Below are 16,977 nucleotides of genomic sequence, written 5' to 3'. Positions count from 1 at the left end.
CGAGAGGGCCGCACGGTCGCTTGCCCGTGCGGCCCTCTTGGTATGTGTCACACCTTCAGGTACTTGCGCAGCGCGAAGAACGCGGCCAGTGCCGGCATCAGCAGGCTGGTGGCGAGGATCAGCGGCAGCTTCGTCAGTACGGCGTCCCAGCCGATGAAGTTGATCAGGTTCAGCTTCTCGGACAGGGCGAGTCCGTGGTCGATGATGAAGTACCTGGCGGTCACCAGGAAGGCGCAGGCGACACCACCGCCGATGAGCCCGGCGACGGCCGCCTCCATGATGAACGGCGCCTGGATGTAGAAGCCGGAGGCGCCGACCAGCCGCATGATGCCGGTCTCGCGGCGCCGGCTGAACGCCGAGACGCGCACCGTGTTGACGATCAGCATCAGCGCGACGACGAGCATCAGGGCCATCACCGCGCGGGCGGCCCAGTTCATGCCGTTGAGAAGCTCGAAGAGGTTGTCCAGGAGGCCCTTCTGGTCCTGCACGGACTGCACGCCGTCCCGGCCGTCGAAGGCGGTCGCGATGACCTGGTACTTCTCCGGGTCCTTCAGCTTGATGCGGTACGACTCCTGCATCTGGTCCGGCGTGAGCGAACTGGCCAGCGGGGAGTCGCCGAACTGCTCCTTGTAGTGCTTGTACGCCTCGTCCTGCGACTCGTACGTCACCGTGTCGACCACGGCCATCTCGTCGAGGTCGGACTTGATCTGCTTCTTCTGGTCCTCGGTCACCGCGCCCTTGGCGCAGTTGGGGTCGGACTCGGCGTCGCTCTTGTTGCAGAGGAAGACCGAGACGTTGACCTTGTCGTACCAGTAGCCCTTCATGGTGTTGACCTGGTCGCTCATCAGCAGCGAACCGCCGAACAGGGCCAGGGACAGGGCGACGGAGACGATGACGGCGAAGGTCATCGTCAGATTGCGGCGAAGACCGACACCGATCTCCGAGAGCACGAACTGGGCGCGCATGGCGTCTCGTTAAGCCTTTCCGTTCCTCGTCGTCAGTGCTGGTAGCCGTAGACGCCGCGTGCCTGGTCGCGGACGAGGCGGCCCTTCTCCAGCTCGATGACGCGCTTGCGCATCTGGTCCACGATGTTCTGGTCGTGGGTGGCCATGATCACGGTGGTGCCCGTCCGGTTGATGCGGTCGAGCAGCTTCATGATGCCGACGGAGGTCTGCGGGTCGAGGTTGCCGGTGGGCTCGTCCGCGATCAGCAGCTTGGGCCGGTTGACGAAGGCGCGCGCGATGGCGACGCGCTGCTGCTCACCGCCGGACAGCTCGCCGGGCCTGCGGTCCTCCTTGCCGCCCAGACCGACGAGGTCGAGCACCTGCGGCACGGACTTGCGGATCTCGCCGCGGGACTTGCCGATGACCTCCTGCGCGAAGGCGACGTTCTCGCCGACCGTCTTGTTCGGCAGCAGGCGGAAGTCCTGGAACACCGTCCCCAGCTGGCGCCGCATCTGCGGCACCTTCCAGTTGGACAGGCGGGCGAGGTCCTTGCCCAGGACGTGCACCTGGCCGTGGCTGCACCGCTCCTCGCGGAGGACCAGCCGCAGGAAGGTGGACTTTCCGGAGCCGGAGGACCCCACGAGGAAGACGAACTCGCCCTTCTCGACCTCCAGGGAGACGTCCCTGAGGGCTGGGTGGCTCTGTTTGGGGTAGACCTTGGAGACGTTGTCGAATCGGATCACGGATGCACCACGGGTAGCCGGGGGTAGATGTGCGTGACCATACGCGAAGCGGGGTGCGGACCGCAGTCACCGGTCGGGGTTGCGCATCAGTTGCGCGTTTTGTCCCCGCCCGCCTCTGAACGGAGGGCGCGCGGGGCCCCTCGGAACCTGGCACAGTGGAAGGGGAACGTTCACGGCCGTGTGGGCGTTGTTCCGACGAAGCCGGTGGCAAGGAGGGCGAGCGCATGACGTACGACCGGTTGGTGTGCGCGAACTGCGCGGCGCCCGTGAGTGAGGGCCGGTGCCCGGTGTGCCGGGCGAACCGCGAGCGGCTGCAGCAGGGCAATCTCTTCGCGGGCCTGAATCCGACGACGCTGATCGCGCTGCTGGCGGTGCTGATCGCGGCGGTGGCCCTGCTGGCCCACCAGACCGTCTGACGCCCACAGAGGGCGGCCAGTAGACAGGGAAGGGCCCGGAGCGCTGAGCGCTCCGGGCCCTTCGTGTGCGTGCGTGCGCGATGCGTACGCGGGTGACTACCGTCAGGCAGCCGCGCCGCGGCCGTTCATCAGACGCGGCAACATGCGGAAGCCGATGCCGCCGGCGATCATCGTCGCGGCGCCGACCAGCAGGAACGTGGTCTCCGCGGCGCCGGTCTCGGCGAGCTCCTCACCGCTGCCCTGAGCGGCGGTGTCGGAGGAGGCCGGGGCCTCCTCGCCGGTGTCGGTCAGGGCCGAGGAACCCTCGTCCTGGGTGACGTTGTCGTTGCCGCCGCCGTCGGGGGTGGTGCCGCCGGTGGTGTCACCGGTGGTCCCGCCGTTACCGCCGGTGGAGCCGCCGTTACCGCCGGTGGAGCCGCCGGTGTTGCCACCGGTGGTGTCCGAGCCGCCGTTGCCGCCGGTACCGCCGGTGTTGCCGTTGCCGCCGTTGTTGCCGTTGCCGCCGTCGGTGTTGCCGCCGTCGCCGCCACCGTCAGTGTTACCGCCGTCGCCGCCACCGATCAGGCCGCCATCGGTGTTGCCGCCGTCGCCGCCACCATCGGTGTTGCCGCCGTCGCCGCCACCGTCAGTGTTACCGCCGTCGCCGCCACCGATCAGGCCGCCATCGGTGTTGCCACCGTCGCCGCCGCCATCGGTGTTGCCGCCGTCGCCGCCACCATCGGTGTTGCCACCGTCGCCGCCACCGTCAGTGTTGCCACCGTCGCCGCCACCGATCAGGCCACCATCAGTGTTGCCACCGTCGCCGCCGCCATCGGTGTTGCCGCCGTCGGTGTTGCCGCCGTCGCCGCCACCGATCAGGCCGACGCTGGCATTGCCCTCGCTCGTGCCCTCGGAGCCGCCCTCCGTGCCGCCGGTGGTCTCGTTCTCACCCTCGGCGCTCACGCCGACGCCCGCGCCGATGCCGATCTCGAGCGCCGAAGCCGCGCCCGCGGCGGTCAGCGACGCGCCCGCGGCGATCACCGCGCCGGCCGCTATCCGCGCGACACGAATCCGCGTCTTCTTCGTCATGTAGTTGCTACCCCCAGTAGCCGATTAGTCAGTGAGGCCGCACTCGGGGGCCGTGATCGACGGGAGGTAGCTGCCTGCTGAAGTCCCCCGGTTCACATGCGCCCCAGAAATACGCATGCCGCGCCTCACCCTTACGAATGTTCAAAGCGACGTCAAGGCCGTTGCGTACGCGATGTCCAGGTAAGAGACGTATGCCGGACACAAAGGGTGTGAGTGTGACGTAAAAGCCGGACAACACCGTCAGAAAAAAGGCAACCGCCCCCTCGACGGGGGCAGTTGCCTTGTCGACAAAGCGCCGTACGCGCTCCGCCCTACTTCTCCTGCTGCTTGCGCCAGCGAATACCGGCCTCCAGGAAGCCGTCGATCTCGCCGTTGAACACGGCCTCCGGGTTGCCCACTTCGTGCTCGGTGCGCAGGTCCTTGACCATCTGGTACGGGTGCAGGACGTACGAACGCATCTGGTTGCCCCAGGAGTTGCCGCCGTCGCCCTTGAGGGCGTCCATCTTGGCCTGCTCCTCCTGGCGGCGCCGCTCCAGGAGCTTGGCCTGGAGGACGTTCATGGCGGTGGCCTTGTTCTGGATCTGGGAGCGCTCGTTCTGACAGGAGACGACGATGCCGGTGGGGATGTGGGTGAGGCGCACCGCCGAGTCGGTGGTGTTCACGCCCTGGCCGCCGGGGCCGGAGGACCGGTACACGTCCACCCGCAGCTCGGACTCGTCGATCTCGATGTGGTCGGTCTGCTCGACCACGGGGAGGATCTCGACGCCCGCGAAGGAGGTCTGGCGGCGCCCCTGGTTGTCGAACGGGGAGATGCGCACCAGGCGGTGCGTGCCCTGCTCGACGGAGAGGGTGCCGTAGGCGTACGGCGACTGCACGGCGAAGGTGGTCGACTTGATGCCGGCCTCCTCCGCGTACGACGTCTCGTAGATCTCGGTCTTGTAGCCGTGCTGCTCGGCCCAGCGCAGGTACATGCGCTGGAGCTTCTCGGCGAAGTCGGCGGCGTCCACGCCACCGGCCTCCGCGCGGATGTTGACCAGCGCCTCACGGGAGTCGTACTCGCCCGAGAGGAGGGTGCGGACCTCCATCTCGTCCAGCGCCTTCCTGACGGCCGTGAGCTCGGACTCGGCCTCCGCGCGGGTGTCCGGGTCGTCCTCCTCCTCGGCCATCTCGAAGAGCACGGCGAGATCGTCGATCCGGCCGCGCAGGGCCTCGGCCTTGCGTACCTCCGCCTGGAGGTGCGAGAGCCTGCTGGTGATCTTCTGCGCCTCGTCCGGGTTGTCCCACAGGGACGGCGCGGCCGCCTGCTCCTCGAGCACGGCGATGTCTGCCCTCATCCTGTCGAGGTCCAGGACGGCCTCGATCGACTCCATGGTCGAGGAGAGGGACTTCAGCTCTTCGGATACATCGACGACTGCCACGCATCCAGCGTAACGGTTCCGTCCACCGCTCTTCGCCGGGTCGTCACGGTGAGGGCGGCGCGCCCGGCCTCAGGGGGAGGCCGGTGCCGAGTTCCGCGTGTCCTGGGGGCCGGTGTCGGTTTCGTCGCCGCCCGTGCTCAGCCAGGTGCCGACGCCGACCGCCGCCACCAGGGCGACCGCGCCGGCGCCCAGGGCCAGCCGGCGGCGCCGCGCGGTGGCCCGATTGCGGGCCGAGCCGGGGCGCGGGGCACCGGACGCGCGCGGGGCTCGGGCGGTGCCGCGGGCGCCGCCGGCCAGTTCGTCGGGGGCCGGTACGCGCATGGAGGTGTGCGTGTCGCGGTTGGAGTCGGCCGGTTTCGCGCCCGGCACCAGCGGCACCGCTCCCCGGCGCCGTACCGGCTCCCCGGCGGGCGCGGCGGACCCCGGGGACGCCGTGGCCTCCTCGGACGCGTCCGGGTCGTCCTGCTCGGCGTCGGGCTCGTCGACGTCGAGCGGCCCCATGCCGGCCAGCATGGGCAGCAGCTCGCGCAGCCGGTCGCCCAGCTCGGAGGCGCGCAGCCGGGAGGCCGGTGCCTTGGCGAGGCACTGCACGAGCAGCTGCCACAGCTCGTCCGGGATGCCGGGCAGGGGGACGACCGACTCGGTGACGTGGCGGCGCAGTACGGCGCCGGGGTGGCCGCCGCCGAACGGGGTGAAGCCCGCGAGCAGCTCGTAGAGCACCGTGGCGAGGGCGTAGATGTCGACCGACGCGCGCGGGGGCAGGCCCTCGACGATCTCCGGGGCCAGGTAGTCGGGCGTGCCGATGATCTTCGTGGCGCGGGTGCGGCGCGGGGTGTCGATGAGCTTGGCCACGCCGAAGTCGGTCAGCAGGGCCGGGTGCGAGCCGCCGGGGCCGAGCGGGCCCTGCATGTCGAGCAGCACGTTCTCGGGCTTGACGTCACGGTGCACGACCCCGGCGGCGTGCGCGGCGGCCAGGCCGTCGGCGACGTCGGCGACGACGGCCACCGCGGCCTCGGGCGCCAGGCGCCGCTCCCGGTCCAGGCGGGTGCGCAGGTCGGTGCCGCGGACCAGGTCCATGACCAGCGCGAGATCGTTGCCGTCGACCACCAGGTCGCGCACGGAGACGACGTGCGGGTGCTCCAGGCCGAGCAGGGCGGTGCGCTCCTGCACGAAGCGGGAGACCAACTCCTGGTCGGACGCCAGGTCCTCGCGCAGCAGCTTGATCGCGACGGGTCCCTCGGGCCCCTCGCCCAGCCACACCGTGCCGGCGCTGCCCCGCCCGAGGATCTGGTGGGCGGTGTACCGGCTGCCGATCTTCCGTGCCAAGACTGCTCCTACCGACGCGTGTTGCGCTTAAAAGTACGCGTCCGTGGAGCCGGCCTTCACCGGGGAGGCCGAAATCACCCGTGGGATGTCGACAAATCCCCAGACTCGCCGCCGGGGAGGCGGGTGCGGCCGGGAGGGAGCGTCGCCGGATCAGCCGCCGGTCGACGTTCCGCCGCCGCCCGAGCCGCTGCCGCCGCCGAGCTCGCCGAACCAGTCGGTCACGGTGGTGAACCAGTCGGTCAGCTGCTCCCAGTAGCCCTTGCCCGTGCCGATCCACTCCTGGAGCGGGCTCAGCTCCCAGATCAGCCAGCCGGCCACGAAGAGGATGACGAGCGTGAACAGGCATCCCTTGAGGCAGCCGAGGCCCGGGATGCGCATGGGGTTGGCACTGCGCTGCCGGGGCGGCCGGGGCTCGCGCCGGGGCGGCTGCGGCTCGGGCGTGGGCGGCGGGGCGTAGCGCTGCGGCTGGGGCCGGGGCGCCTGCTGGGGCTGCTGCGGCTGCGGAGTGGCGTACCGCTGCGGCTGTTGTTGCTGCTGCTGCTGCTGCTGCGGATAGCCGTAGCCGGGCGGCGGTCCCTGCGGGGCCTGGCGGGGCGGCTGCTGCGGGCGGGAGACCTGCCGCTGGGGGCGGCGGCGCAGCGGGTCCTGGTTCGGGTCGAGGTACTGGACCTGGGTCTGCTCGTTGCGGTCGCGGGCGGCGCGGAGCTGGTTCTGCCAGGGGTGCGGGTCCTCAGGCCCGCCACCCTGGCCCTGCCCGGGTCCGCCCTGCTGTCCCGGCGGCACGGGCGGCATGACGGCGGTCGGGTCGGCCGCGCCGCGGTTCGGCAGTACGGCGGTGGGGTCGGCGGCGTCCGCCTGGTTGCCGGTCTGCGGCAGGACGCTGGTGGCGCCGTTCGGGTCGTAGGCGCCGTTCGGGTTCTGGGCGCCGGGCGCGTTGTGCGGGAGCACCTGCGTGGGGTCGGCGGCGCCGGGGGCGCCCGGGACCTGCGCGGGCGCCGGGTCGGGGGCGAGGAGCGCGCCGACGTTCTCGGCGGCGCCGATCTGCGCGCTGGTCGCGTGCACGCCGATGCCCTCGGCGACGACGCGCAGGCCGCGGGCGAGGTTCTCGGCGCTGGGGCGGTCGTCGGGGTTCTTGCGCAGGCAGCGCTCGATGACCGTCCACAGCGGGTCGGGAACGGTGGAGGGGCGGCGCGGCTCGGCGCTCAGGTGCTGGTGCAGCACCTCCAGGGCGGAGCCGCCGCCGAACGGGGGCCGGCCGGTGACCAGCTCATACATCAGGATGCCGGCGCCGTAGACGTCGACGGCGGAGGTCTGCGGGCGGCCCTCGGCGGACTCCGGCGCGACGTAGGCGGGGGTGCCGACGAACTCGTGGGTGCGGGTGAGGCCGGGCGAGTCGGCGAGGCGCGCGATGCCGAAGTCGGTGAGCATCGGGTGCATCTCGCCGCCGTCCTGCTTGAGCAGCACGTTGGCCGGCTTCAGGTCGCGGTGCACGACGCCGTCGGCGTGGCTGGCCGCGAGGGCGTCGGCGATCTGGGCGGTGAGCAGGGCTGCCGCGACCGGGGTGAAGGGGCCGTTCTCGCGCAGGTAGCGGTGCAGGTCGGGGCCCTCGACGAGGTCCATGACGAGCGCCAGCAGCTCCCCCTCGACGACCAGGTCGCGGACCCGGACGATGTTGGGGTGGGTCAGCCGCAGCAGGACGGAGCGCTCCCGCAGGAAACGCATCACGATGTCGGGGTCGCTCGCGAGCTCCTCCTTGAGGACCTTGATCGCGACGGTCTCGCCGGGCTGTCCGGCCACGGCGGCCTCGGCGCCCGCGGTCTCGCGCTGGCGGGCACGCCAGACGGTGCCCGTGGCGCCGCGGCCGAGGGGCTCCTCGAGGAGGTACTTGCTGCCTACCGGCCGCACGTCATGCGCTCCCTGTTGCTTGCTGGCTGTTCCGACCCACTGTAGTGCCGTGGTCCCGGCGCCGGGCTGTCGTCGTTCTGTGGGTTCCCATTGGTCCGCAGGTACGTCTTACGTTCCGCATCCGGCACCTGCTCAGGTGCGTGTGCGAAGGAAAGACGCGCGACCCGGTCCCATGGTTGCCGAGCCCGGACGTGACCGATCTCAAGCGGACGCCGTTCGATCACCGGGACGGCACCTGTCAGGCACTTTTGCGGGCAGAGCCGACCAATCAAGATCATTTGACGGCGGGCGGCGGGCACGTTGTCAGTGGCAGGTGCGAGGATGCGTGCAGTACTGGCCGACGTGTTCGTGTGGCGGTGGGGGAAGTCCGCGGTGGGGGACCGTGGTGAACGGCTTCTGTCCCCGGCGCGCGGGCGCCCGCGCGAAGGGACCGCTGACGGCGATGCAGATCCGGCTGACCGTCGTAGACCCGCTGGGCCCGCCTGCTCCGGAGGGGGACCGCGCCGCGAGCTGCGACGTGCTGGTCACCGCGCCGGCCGGCACCGCCCTGGCCGCGGTCGCCTCCGCACTGGCCGCGGCGCTCCCCGGCGGCGAGGGCCCGGGCACCGGCCAGGTGGTGCTCTACGCGGGTGCGCAGCGGCTCGACGCCCAGCGCAGCACCCTGGGCGAGCCCCCGCTGATCGACGGTGCCGTGCTCTGTCTGGGCGCCCCCGGCGAGCCCGACCCGCACACCGACCCGGCCGGGGCCCCGGCCCAGCTCCACGTGGTCGCCGGTCCCGACGCGGGCGGCGTCCACCTGCTGCACGGCGGGCAGATCCGCCTCGGCCGCTCCGCCGACGCCGACGTGGCGCTCGACGACCCGGACGTCTCCCGGATGCACTGCGCCGTGACCGTCGCCGCCGACGGCCGCGTCTCGGTCGCCGACCTCGGCTCCACCAACGGCACCACCCTGGACGGCGCCCGCGTGGGCGACCGCCCGGTCCGCCTCACGCCGGGGGCGCTGCTGCGGATCGGCGAGTCGGCGCTGCGCCTGGTGCCGGCCCGCCCCGCGGCGGAGGTGCGGCTGGCCACGACGGCGGACGGCGAGGGGCACGTACGGCTGCCGGGTACGTCCTCGTCCTCGTACGACGCCGGGGACCGGATGGCCCACGCGCGCGTGGCGGACGGGGCGGGGGGACACGCCGGGGCGGACGGGTCCGCGCGCGGGGCCGGGCCAGTGCCTGCTGACGCCCCTGAGGGCAGCATCCCCAGGGGCGCGGGGAACTGCGCGACCGGCCACGACGGCGTGGCCGCGACGACCCGCCACAGCCTCGGGCACCAGGCAGGCGCGGCACCTGGCGACGCCCCTGACGGCAGCACCCCCAGGGGCGCGGGGAACTGCGCGACCAGCCACGACGGCGCCGCACTCGCCGAACCTGGTGTCCTCCCCGGTGCGGGCGGCACCGGACGCACGTCCGGCCCCGCGCACCGGTCGCGTCCCGCCGCACCGACCCACCACGCCCACGGCACGGCGGGGCAAGGGCCCGGTTCCGCCCCCGACGACTTTGCCCAGGTGCCCGGCCAGGGCGGTGCACCGCGCATCGAGAGCCACGGCACCGGCCCGGTGTCGGGCGGACCCCGGCCGGCCCCGTCGACGGGTGAGACCCACGGCGGCGGGTTCGGACCGAACCCGCACGGCTCGGGCGCGTCCGGTGAGCCGGCGCACGGCACGGGCGCGTACGGCACCGGCACGTTCGGTGCGCAGCCGCACGGCACGGACGCGTCCGCCGCCGCACGCGGCCCGAACGCGCCCGGCCCGGACGCTCCCGACGCGGCCACCCTCGTCCCGGACGGCGGTACGCGACGCAAGGGCACGCCCCTGCGCGGCACCGACGCCCCCCAGGGCGTGCGCAGGCGCGGCGGGCTCGGGGCCTGGGCGCGGCGGCTGGCCGGAGGACGCGGCGGTGCGCAGGACACCGCCGGGCCCGGCCCGCACGCCCACGACGCCGAGGCGTCCACCGCCGCGCCGACGGCCCCGGCCACCGGACCCTCGAGCGCGCCGGAGACCTGGCCGGACCCCGCCTCGCTGCTGCTGACCGCGCTCGGGCCGGGCCCCCGGCTGTGGGAGCGCGGCCCGGGCCACCCGGAGGCGCTCACCGTGCGGCTGGGTACGGCCGACCGGGTGGCGCCCGGCGGTGACGCACCGCTGCCCGCGGTGCCGGTGACCGCCGGCCTGCGCGAGGTCGGGGCCCTCGGGCTGGCCGGCCCGCGCGGGCGGCTCGCCGGGCTGGCCCGCGCGGTGCTGGCCCAGCTCGCCGCGCTGCACTCCGCCGACGTGCTGGAGATCGTTCTGATCAGCGCCGACCGTTCCCGTCCGCTCGCGGAGCGGTCGGCCGAGTGGTCGTGGCTGGGCTGGCTGCCGCAGCTGCGCCCGGGACACGGCCAGGACTGCCGCCTGCTGCTCGCCTACGACCGGGAACAGGCCATGGCCCGCTCCCACGAGCTGCTGCGCCGCCTGGAGGACCACCTGACGGACGCCCGGAACGGCGGCGCACGCCCACCCGCCCCGGCGACCTCTGCGACCCCGGCGACCGCGATCCCCGCCCAGCCCACGGCTCCCGAGCACGACGCGCGGCACCCCGGCACCCCGCCGCACACGGACGCGCACACGGACACCGACACCGACCGACGCCCCTCCTGGGCACGGCCGGACGACGGCTCCGCCCCGGCGGCCGCCCGCTTCGCGGGCCCGTACACGGTGGTCGTCGTGGACGGCGACCCCGGCGGCGCCGACGTGCGCGACGCGGTGGCGAGGCTGGCCGTGGAGGGACCGCGGGCCGGCGTCCACGTCGTGTGCCTCGCCGAGACCGCCGCCGCCTCCCCGACGTCCCCGGTGACGGAGACGTACGAGGCGGCCTGCGCGGTGTCCCCCGTGTTCCGGGAGTGCGGCGCCGTGGCACTGCTCAGCGGCGACGTGGCGACGGCCCTGCGGCTGCTGCGCGTGGCCCGCACCGAGGCGTCCCCGAACGGCCGGGGCGGCCCGGTCGGCCACGGCACCCTCGGCACGGTGGACGCGGTCTCCCTCGCCTGGGCCGAGCGGTTCGCGCGGGCCCTGGCGCCGCTGCGCTCCGACCAGCCCGGCGGCGAGCGGCACGCGCGCGTGTCCGCACCGCTGCCCCAGGCCGCCCGCCTCCTCGACGAACTGGGCCTCGCCCGGGCCACCCCGGCGTCCCTGATGGCACGGTGGGCGGACGCTGCCGACGACACCCAGGCCCTGGGCGGACGCGCGCACGCCGTCCTGGGCGCCGGGCCGCGCGGTCCGGTCACCGTCGACCTCGCCGCCGAGGGACCGCACCTGCTCGTCGAGGGGCCGCCCGGCAGCGGCCGCACCGAGCTGCTGCGGGCGCTCGTCGCCTCCCTCGCCTCCGCCGAACGCCCCGACCGGCTCGGGATCGTCCTGATGGACGGCCGGGACAGCGTGAGCGCGGGCGGCGGACACGGCGAGGGCCTGCGTGTCTGCACGGACGTACCGCACGTCACGACGCACCTCACCGCCAACGACCCGGTGCGCATGCGGGAGTTCGCGCAGTCCCTGAGCGCGGAGCTGAAACGGCGCGCCGAGCTGCTGGGCCGTTCGCACTTCGCCGAGTGGCACACCGGGCGCGAGGTGTCGGGCCGGCTGATCGCCCAGCGCGCCCACGCGGGCGGCATCTCGGTCAGCACCGCACCCGCCGCGACGGCGGAGACCGGGGACGTCGACTCCCCGCCCAGCTCCACCCTGCGCCTGCGGCCGGGCGCCGCCCGGCGCCGCACCGCCGCCGTGCCGCCGCTCCCCCGCCTCGTCGTGGTCGTGGACGACCTGGACGCACTGGTCACTCCCCCGCTCGGCTCCCCCGGGCGGCCCGCCGCCGGGTCGGTGATGCGGGCCCTGGAGGCCGTCGCGCGGGAAGGCGAGCGGCTCGGCGTGCACCTGGTCGCCGCCACCGCCCCCGGGGGCCGCACGGCCCAGACGGAGCCTTCCCTGCGCGCCACACTGCGGGCCACCCTCGACGCACCGGCGCCGGGCCCGGACGAACCGGCGCCGGGCCGCGGCCGGTTGGCCCGCCCCGACGGACAGACCACGGCGTTCCAGGGCGGCCGGGTCACGGGACGCATCCCGCGGACGGCGACCCTGCGCCCCACGGTGGTCCCGCTGGAGTGGCACCGCATGGGCGACCCGCCCACCCGGCGTCCGGTGCGCGAGCTGGGCAACGGGCCGACGGATCTGGCGCTGCTGGCCAGCGCGTTGGAGCGGGCGGCACGGGAGGTGTCGGCGGCGGAGGTGCCGTCACTGTTGTAGTCGGCGCCCCGGCGTACTCCCGCCCACCCCTGTTAATACCTGCGGCACTCTCGAGTGACGTCGAAGGGGCCTGGAACAGACCGAAAGCTGAAAGATGATCACGAGGGATGCCTTCTCCTCCGACCGCACGTTCCTGGTGTGGCAGTACACGATCGCCCACCACTCCCGGGTCCTGCTGCGCAGTTCTCGTCGATCGGAGGCCGACACCCGGATCGACCTTCACGTGGGCGGAGTGACGGCCATGTTCCTGCGTCCCTCCTACCCGGGGCTCACGGTCCGTGCGGGTACGGATGACGAGAGGGACAGCGTCATGTCACTGGTCGGGCCCGCACCGTTCGAGCGTGGCCAGGCCCTTCACATGATCCGGGGGGTCCACACGACCGGATTCATCGTGGGAGGCCCGTTGCAGCACCACGAGTCGTACGCGTCGGACGACGAGCCTTCCGGGTTCCTGCACATGCCCCCGACGGAATAGCGGAACCGACTGCGCGACCACGCGGCCCGGACCGGCACATCGCCGGCCCGGGCCGGCCGCAGCTTGAGTACCCTCACGACAACCCTGGGGAGACATGGCAGAGACCTTCCGCTCCGACCGGATCTTCACGCTGTGGCACTACACGGCGGCGCACGGCGACCGACTCCTCCTCCGCGCCAAGGCCGACGCGACGAGTCCGCGCGTCGACCTGCACGTCGACGGCGTCGTCGGGCTGCTGCTCGAACCGCACTACCGCGGCCTGGTCATCCGGGAGGGCACGCCAGCGGAGGCCCGGCGCGTGCGGACCGAGTACGGCGTCCCCGTCGACGAGGGAGTGCACCTGCACGTGATCGGCGAGGACCGCATGCGGGGCTTCATCGTGGGCGGCCCGCTGCGGTGGCGAGAGGACCAGGGCGGAATCAGGGACCCCTCGCCCTTCGGACCGATTCCGGGAACTCCGTGACGCGGCCCGGGCACCCGGTGCCCCGACGACGAGTCACGACGCGGTCACGATCCCCAGCCTGACGCCGGAGGCGCTCTTGCCGCCCTCACCCCCCTGGCGTACACCAGAGCGCACGGGACAGCGCCGAACGTTCGACGAGGAACGAAGAACGGGGCAGTGATGCGCACGAGCAGCACCATCCGGACACGCAGAACCGTCAACAAGGCCGGGAACAGCGCCGCGAAGAGGTCCACCAGGGCCGCCGCGTTCCTCGCCGCCGGAGCCCTCGCCCTCTCGCTCACCGCGTGCGGCGGAGACGACGACAGCGGCGGCGGCGGCGACAAGGGCGGTCAGGGAGACGGCGGCAAGGAAACGGCCGTCACCGTCACCCTCCCAAAGCTGGACGGCGAGAGCCTGGAGGTCGCCGCCGTCTGGACCGGCGCCGAGCAGGAGAACTTCACGAAGGTCCTCGAAGAGTTCGAGAAGCGCACCGGCGCGGACGTGACCTTCGTGCCGGCCCAGGACCCGATCATCAACTTCCTCGGTTCGAAGGTCGCCGGCGGCGCCCCGCCGGACGTGGCGATGCTGCCCCAGCCCGGCGCCATCAAGCAGGCCGTCGAGAAGGGCTGGGCCAAGCCGCTGGGCGCCGAGGCCACCAAGGAGCTGACGGAGAACTACTCGCAGGGCTGGCAGGACATCGGCAAGGTCGACGGCAAGCAGTACGGCGTCTACTACAAGGCCGCCAACAAGTCCCTGATCTGGTACAACGCGCAGGTCTTCGAGAACGCGGGCGCGGCCGAACCCAAGACCTGGGACGAGCTGCTCAGCACCGCCCAGATGATCTACGACTCGGGTGTCACGCCGTTCTCCGTCGGCGGCGCGGACGGCTGGACCCTCACCGACTGGTTCGAGAACGTCTACCTCTCCCAGGCCGGCCCGGAGAAGTACGACCAGCTCGCCAAGCACGAGATCAAGTGGACGGACCCGTCCGTGAAGGAGGCCCTGACCACCCTCGCCGAGATCTGGGGCAAGAAGGACTACGTGGCGGGCGGCGCGGCCGGCGCGCTGCAGACCGACTTCCCCGCCTCGGTGACGCAGACCTTCACCGGCGGCGCCCAGCCCAAGGCCGCCATGGTCTACGAGGGCGACTTCGTGCAGGTCAACATCGCGGAGACGGACGCGGAGGTCGGCGACGGCGCGAAGGTCTTCCCGTTCCCGGCGGTCGGCGACACCGCGCCGGTGGTCTCCGGCGGTGACGCGGCGGTGATCCTCCAGGACTCCAAGGCGGCGCAGGCGCTGGCCACCTGGCTGGCCTCCCCGGACGCGGCGGCGATCCACGCGAAGCTCGGCGGTTACCTCTCGCCGAACAAGAACCTGGACACGTCGGCGTACCCGAACGACGTGCAGCGGAAGATCGCCGAGGCGCTGGTCTCGGCCGGTGACGACTTCCGCTTCGACATGTCGGACCAGGCCCCGCAGGCCTTCGGCGGCACGCCCGGCAAGGGCGAGTGGAAGGCGCTCCAGGACTTCCTGAAGAACCCGTCCGACGTCGAGGGCGCGCAGCGCCAGTTGGAGGCGGACGCGGCCGCCGCCTACGGAGGCTGACGCGATGGCGTCGGCCACGGCGGCAGGAGCCTCCCGGGGCCCTGCCGCCCCCAAGAGTCCCGGGCCGCCCAAGTCGCGCAAGAGCGTGACCGGCACCCGCAGGACCGTGGCGGTGCTGTTCCTGCTCCCCGCCCTGGTGCTGCTCGGCGCGCTCGTGGTCTACCCGATCGGGTACTCGCTGATCCGCAGCTTCTACGACCAGTCCGGCGACTCCTTCGCCGGATTCGACAACTACCGGGCGCTCTTCACCGACGACGGCATCCGCACCGCGCTGAAGAACAACGTCATCTGGGTGGTGTTCGCGCCGACGGTCGCCACCGCCCTCGGCCTGATCTTCGCGGTGCTGACCGAACGGGTGCGCTGGGGCACGGCGTTCAAGCTGGTCGTGTTCATGCCGATGGCGATCTCGATGCTGGCGGCCGGGATCATCTTCCGGCTCGTGTACGACCAGGACCCGGACAAGGGCGTCGCGAACGCGGTGTGGGTCGGGGTGCACGACACGTTCGCCGAGTCGTCGGCGTTCCCGAAGGCGCACCCGGGCCGCGAGTCGCCGCTGGAACCGGCCGGCGGCGGCGCGTTCATCACCAAGGAGCCGGTCAGCGCGGGTCAGACCGTCGCCCTCCCCCTCGTCGGCGTCGCCCCCGACCTGATGCCGGACGGCGCCGAGAAGGCCGTACCCGCGAAGCCCGAGGACGGCAAGATCACCGGCACCACCTGGCAGGACTTCACCCGCGGCAAGGGCGTCGGGCAGCTCAACGGCGTCGACGCCGCCGAACTGGGCTACGCCGGGATGAAGATCGAGGCGGTGAAGGACGGCGAGGTCGTCGCATCCACCACGGCGGCCGGCGACGGCACGTTCGCCCTCCCCGCGGCGGCCGACGGGGCGCAGCTCCGCCTCCCCGCCGACAACTTCAAGGAGCCCTACAACGGCCTGAGCTGGCTCGGCCCCTCTCTCGTCACCCCCGCCATCATCGGGTCGTACGTGTGGATGTGGGCGGGCTTCGCGATGGTGCTGATCGCGGCGGGGCTGGCCGGAGTGCCCCGGGAACTGCTCGAAGCGGCCCGGGTCGACGGCGCCAACGAGTGGCAGGTCTTCAGACGGGTCACGGTGCCGCTGCTGGCGCCGGTCCTCGCGGTCGTCGTCGTCACCCTGATGATCAACGTGCTGAAGGTCTTCGACCTGGTCTTCATCATCGCCCCGGGCTCCTCCCAGGACGACGCGAACGTCCTCGCCCTGGAGCTGTACCGCAAGGGCTTCGCCTCGGACCAGCCGGGCGTCGCCAGCGCCATCGCGGTGTTCCTGCTGCTCCTGGTCATCCCGGTCATGTGGTTCAACGTACGGCGGCTGCGGCGGGAGGTGCGGCGATGACCGCTCAGGCGGGTTCCCTCACCGAGGCGGCACCGGCGCCCGACGGCGGCGGCACCGCCGTCAAGGCGAGGCGGTCACTGGGCGCGCGACTCGCCGAGCGCGTCAGCGGCGGGCTGGTCCAGGTGTTCCTGATCGTGGTGGGCCTGTTCTGGCTGGTCCCGACGATCGGCCTGCTGCTGTCGTCGCTGCGCACGCCCCGGGACATGGCGTCGAGCGGCTGGTGGGAGGTCTTCACCGAGCCGTCCCGGCTCACCTTCCAGAGCTACGAGGAGCTGCTGAAGAACGGCGACATCACCTCCTCCCTCCTCAACACCGCGATGATCACGGTCCCGGCGACCGTCCTGGTCGTGGTCATCGGCTCGCTCGCGGGGTACGCCTTCGCGTGGATGGACTTCCCGGGCCGCGACTGGTGGTTCCTGGCCGTGGTCGGGCTGCTCGTCGTCCCCGTCCAGGTGGCGCTGATCCCGATCGCCGAACTCTTCGGCAAGGTCGGCCTGTTCGGGTCGGTCGTGGGCGTGGTCCTCTTCCACGTCGGCTTCGGTCTGCCCTTCGCGATCTTCCTGCTGCGGAACTTCTTCGCGGAGATCCCCAGGGAGCTGCTGGAGGCGGCCCGGCTGGACGGCGCGGGCGAACTGCGGCTGTTCGTAAGGGTCGTGATGCCGCTCGGCGGGCCCGCGATCGCGAGCCTCGGCATCTTCCAGTTCCTGTGGGTGTGGAACGACATGCTGGTCGCGCTGATCTTCTCGGACGCCGGGAGCCAGCCGATCACGGTCGCCCTGCAGACGCAGGTACGGCAGTTCGGCAACAACATCGACATCCTGGCGCCGGGTGCCTTCATCTCCATGGTGATCCCGCTGGCCGTGTTCTTCGCGTTCCAGCGGCAGTTCGTGTCGGGTGTGATGGCGGGCGCGGTCAAGTAGGCGCCGGAAAAACACTCTTGAGGGGGCG

Annotated in this window: 13 protein-coding genes; 7 read left to right on the top strand and 6 right to left on the bottom strand. The window is 72.7% G+C overall.

The genetic code is table 11. The annotated features are described in order from the left end of the window. Positions 1 to 47: 47 nt before the first annotated feature. Together ftsX and ftsE are read right to left on the bottom strand one after the other, a co-directional pair. A complete protein-coding gene (gene ftsX / locus KUM03_RS05000; RefSeq protein WP_043372428.1) occupies positions 48 to 965 on the bottom strand; it encodes a permease-like cell division protein FtsX in 918 nt (305 codons plus the stop codon). A 32-nt stretch (positions 966 to 997) separates the two neighbouring features. Beyond that, a complete protein-coding gene (gene ftsE / locus KUM03_RS04995; protein WP_073723721.1) occupies positions 998 to 1,687 on the bottom strand; it encodes a cell division ATP-binding protein FtsE in 690 nt (229 codons plus the stop codon). Between the two features lie 224 nt (positions 1,688 to 1,911). Between ftsE and KUM03_RS04990 the strand changes: the two genes are divergently transcribed. Continuing rightward, positions 1,912 to 2,103 carry a hypothetical protein gene (locus KUM03_RS04990; RefSeq protein ID WP_100049777.1) on the top strand — a complete coding sequence of 64 codons (192 nt, stop codon included), beginning with the start codon at positions 1,912 to 1,914 and terminating at the stop codon, positions 2,101 to 2,103. A gap of 102 nt (positions 2,104 to 2,205) precedes the next feature. Here KUM03_RS04990 and KUM03_RS04985 read toward each other — a convergent pair whose 3' ends face one another. The 4 genes from KUM03_RS04985 to KUM03_RS04970 all read right to left on the bottom strand — a co-directional run bounded on the left by KUM03_RS04985 (position 2,206) and on the right by KUM03_RS04970 (position 7,820). Further along, positions 2,206 to 3,171, bottom strand: a complete 966-nt coding sequence (locus KUM03_RS04985) for a hypothetical protein (RefSeq protein ID WP_217245774.1) — start codon at positions 3,169 to 3,171, stop codon at positions 2,206 to 2,208. Between the two features lie 311 nt (positions 3,172 to 3,482). Further along, entirely contained in the window at positions 3,483 to 4,589 is a 1,107-nt protein-coding gene (gene prfB, locus KUM03_RS04980; RefSeq protein ID WP_217245773.1) for a peptide chain release factor 2, read from the bottom strand. Between the two features lie 69 nt (positions 4,590 to 4,658). Next, positions 4,659 to 5,915 carry a serine/threonine-protein kinase gene (locus KUM03_RS04975; RefSeq protein WP_217245772.1) on the bottom strand — a complete coding sequence of 419 codons (1,257 nt, stop codon included), beginning with the start codon at positions 5,913 to 5,915 and terminating at the stop codon, positions 4,659 to 4,661. A 150-nt stretch (positions 5,916 to 6,065) separates the two neighbouring features. Then, complete coding sequence (locus tag KUM03_RS04970; RefSeq protein WP_217245771.1) at positions 6,066 to 7,820, bottom strand: serine/threonine-protein kinase; 1,755 nt, start codon at positions 7,818 to 7,820, stop codon at positions 6,066 to 6,068. 442 nt (positions 7,821 to 8,262) lie between these two features. On the opposite strand from KUM03_RS04970, the gene KUM03_RS04965 reads away from it, so the two are divergent. From KUM03_RS04965 to KUM03_RS04940, 6 genes are all read left to right on the top strand, one after another. Further along, positions 8,263 to 12,138, top strand: coding sequence for an FHA domain-containing protein (locus KUM03_RS04965; RefSeq protein WP_217245818.1), 3,876 nt, complete (start codon positions 8,263 to 8,265; stop codon positions 12,136 to 12,138). A 94-nt stretch (positions 12,139 to 12,232) separates the two neighbouring features. After that, entirely contained in the window at positions 12,233 to 12,613 is a 381-nt protein-coding gene (locus tag KUM03_RS04960; protein WP_217245770.1) for a hypothetical protein, read from the top strand. A gap of 94 nt (positions 12,614 to 12,707) precedes the next feature. Further along, the gene (locus tag KUM03_RS04955; protein WP_217245769.1) at positions 12,708 to 13,076 is read left to right on the top strand and encodes a hypothetical protein; all 369 of its coding nucleotides are present in this window, start codon (positions 12,708 to 12,710) and stop codon (positions 13,074 to 13,076) included. A gap of 159 nt (positions 13,077 to 13,235) precedes the next feature. Beyond that, positions 13,236 to 14,660: an ABC transporter substrate-binding protein gene (locus KUM03_RS04950; RefSeq protein WP_217245768.1), complete on the top strand. Its 1,425-nt coding sequence runs from the start codon at positions 13,236 to 13,238 to the stop codon at positions 14,658 to 14,660. A gap of 4 nt (positions 14,661 to 14,664) precedes the next feature. Beyond that, positions 14,665 to 16,029 (top strand): carbohydrate ABC transporter permease, encoded by a 1,365-nt coding sequence (locus KUM03_RS04945; protein ID WP_217245767.1) that lies wholly within the window; start codon positions 14,665 to 14,667, stop codon positions 16,027 to 16,029. Further along, positions 16,026 to 16,949, top strand: coding sequence for a carbohydrate ABC transporter permease (locus KUM03_RS04940; RefSeq protein ID WP_217245766.1), 924 nt, complete (start codon positions 16,026 to 16,028; stop codon positions 16,947 to 16,949). The genes KUM03_RS04945 and KUM03_RS04940 overlap by 4 nt, the downstream gene beginning before the upstream one ends. Positions 16,950 to 16,977: the final 28 nt, after the last annotated feature.

The sequence above is a fragment of the Streptomyces sp. AC602_WCS936 genome, assembly GCF_019049125.1.
Taxonomy (GTDB): Bacteria; Actinomycetota; Actinomycetes; order Streptomycetales; family Streptomycetaceae; genus Streptomyces.
This window is presented reverse-complemented; position numbering and strand designations above follow the sequence as displayed.

Coding starts and splice junctions, on each gene's coding strand:
- KUM03_RS04990 (WP_100049777.1), top strand. CDS start 1,912: ATGACGTACGACCGGTTGGTGTGCGCGAACTGCGCGGCGCCCGTGAGT.
- KUM03_RS04940 (WP_217245766.1), top strand. CDS start 16,026: ATGACCGCTCAGGCGGGTTCCCTCACCGAGGCGGCACCGGCGCCCGAC.
- KUM03_RS04945 (WP_217245767.1), top strand. CDS start 14,665: ATGGCGTCGGCCACGGCGGCAGGAGCCTCCCGGGGCCCTGCCGCCCCC.
- KUM03_RS04985 (WP_217245774.1), bottom strand. CDS start 3,171: ATGACGAAGAAGACGCGGATTCGTGTCGCGCGGATAGCGGCCGGCGCG.
- KUM03_RS04955 (WP_217245769.1), top strand. CDS start 12,708: ATGGCAGAGACCTTCCGCTCCGACCGGATCTTCACGCTGTGGCACTAC.
- KUM03_RS04950 (WP_217245768.1), top strand. CDS start 13,236: ATGCGCACGAGCAGCACCATCCGGACACGCAGAACCGTCAACAAGGCC.
- KUM03_RS04965 (WP_217245818.1), top strand. CDS start 8,263: ATGCAGATCCGGCTGACCGTCGTAGACCCGCTGGGCCCGCCTGCTCCG.
- ftsX (WP_043372428.1), bottom strand. CDS start 965: ATGCGCGCCCAGTTCGTGCTCTCGGAGATCGGTGTCGGTCTTCGCCGC.
- KUM03_RS04960 (WP_217245770.1), top strand. CDS start 12,233: ATGATCACGAGGGATGCCTTCTCCTCCGACCGCACGTTCCTGGTGTGG.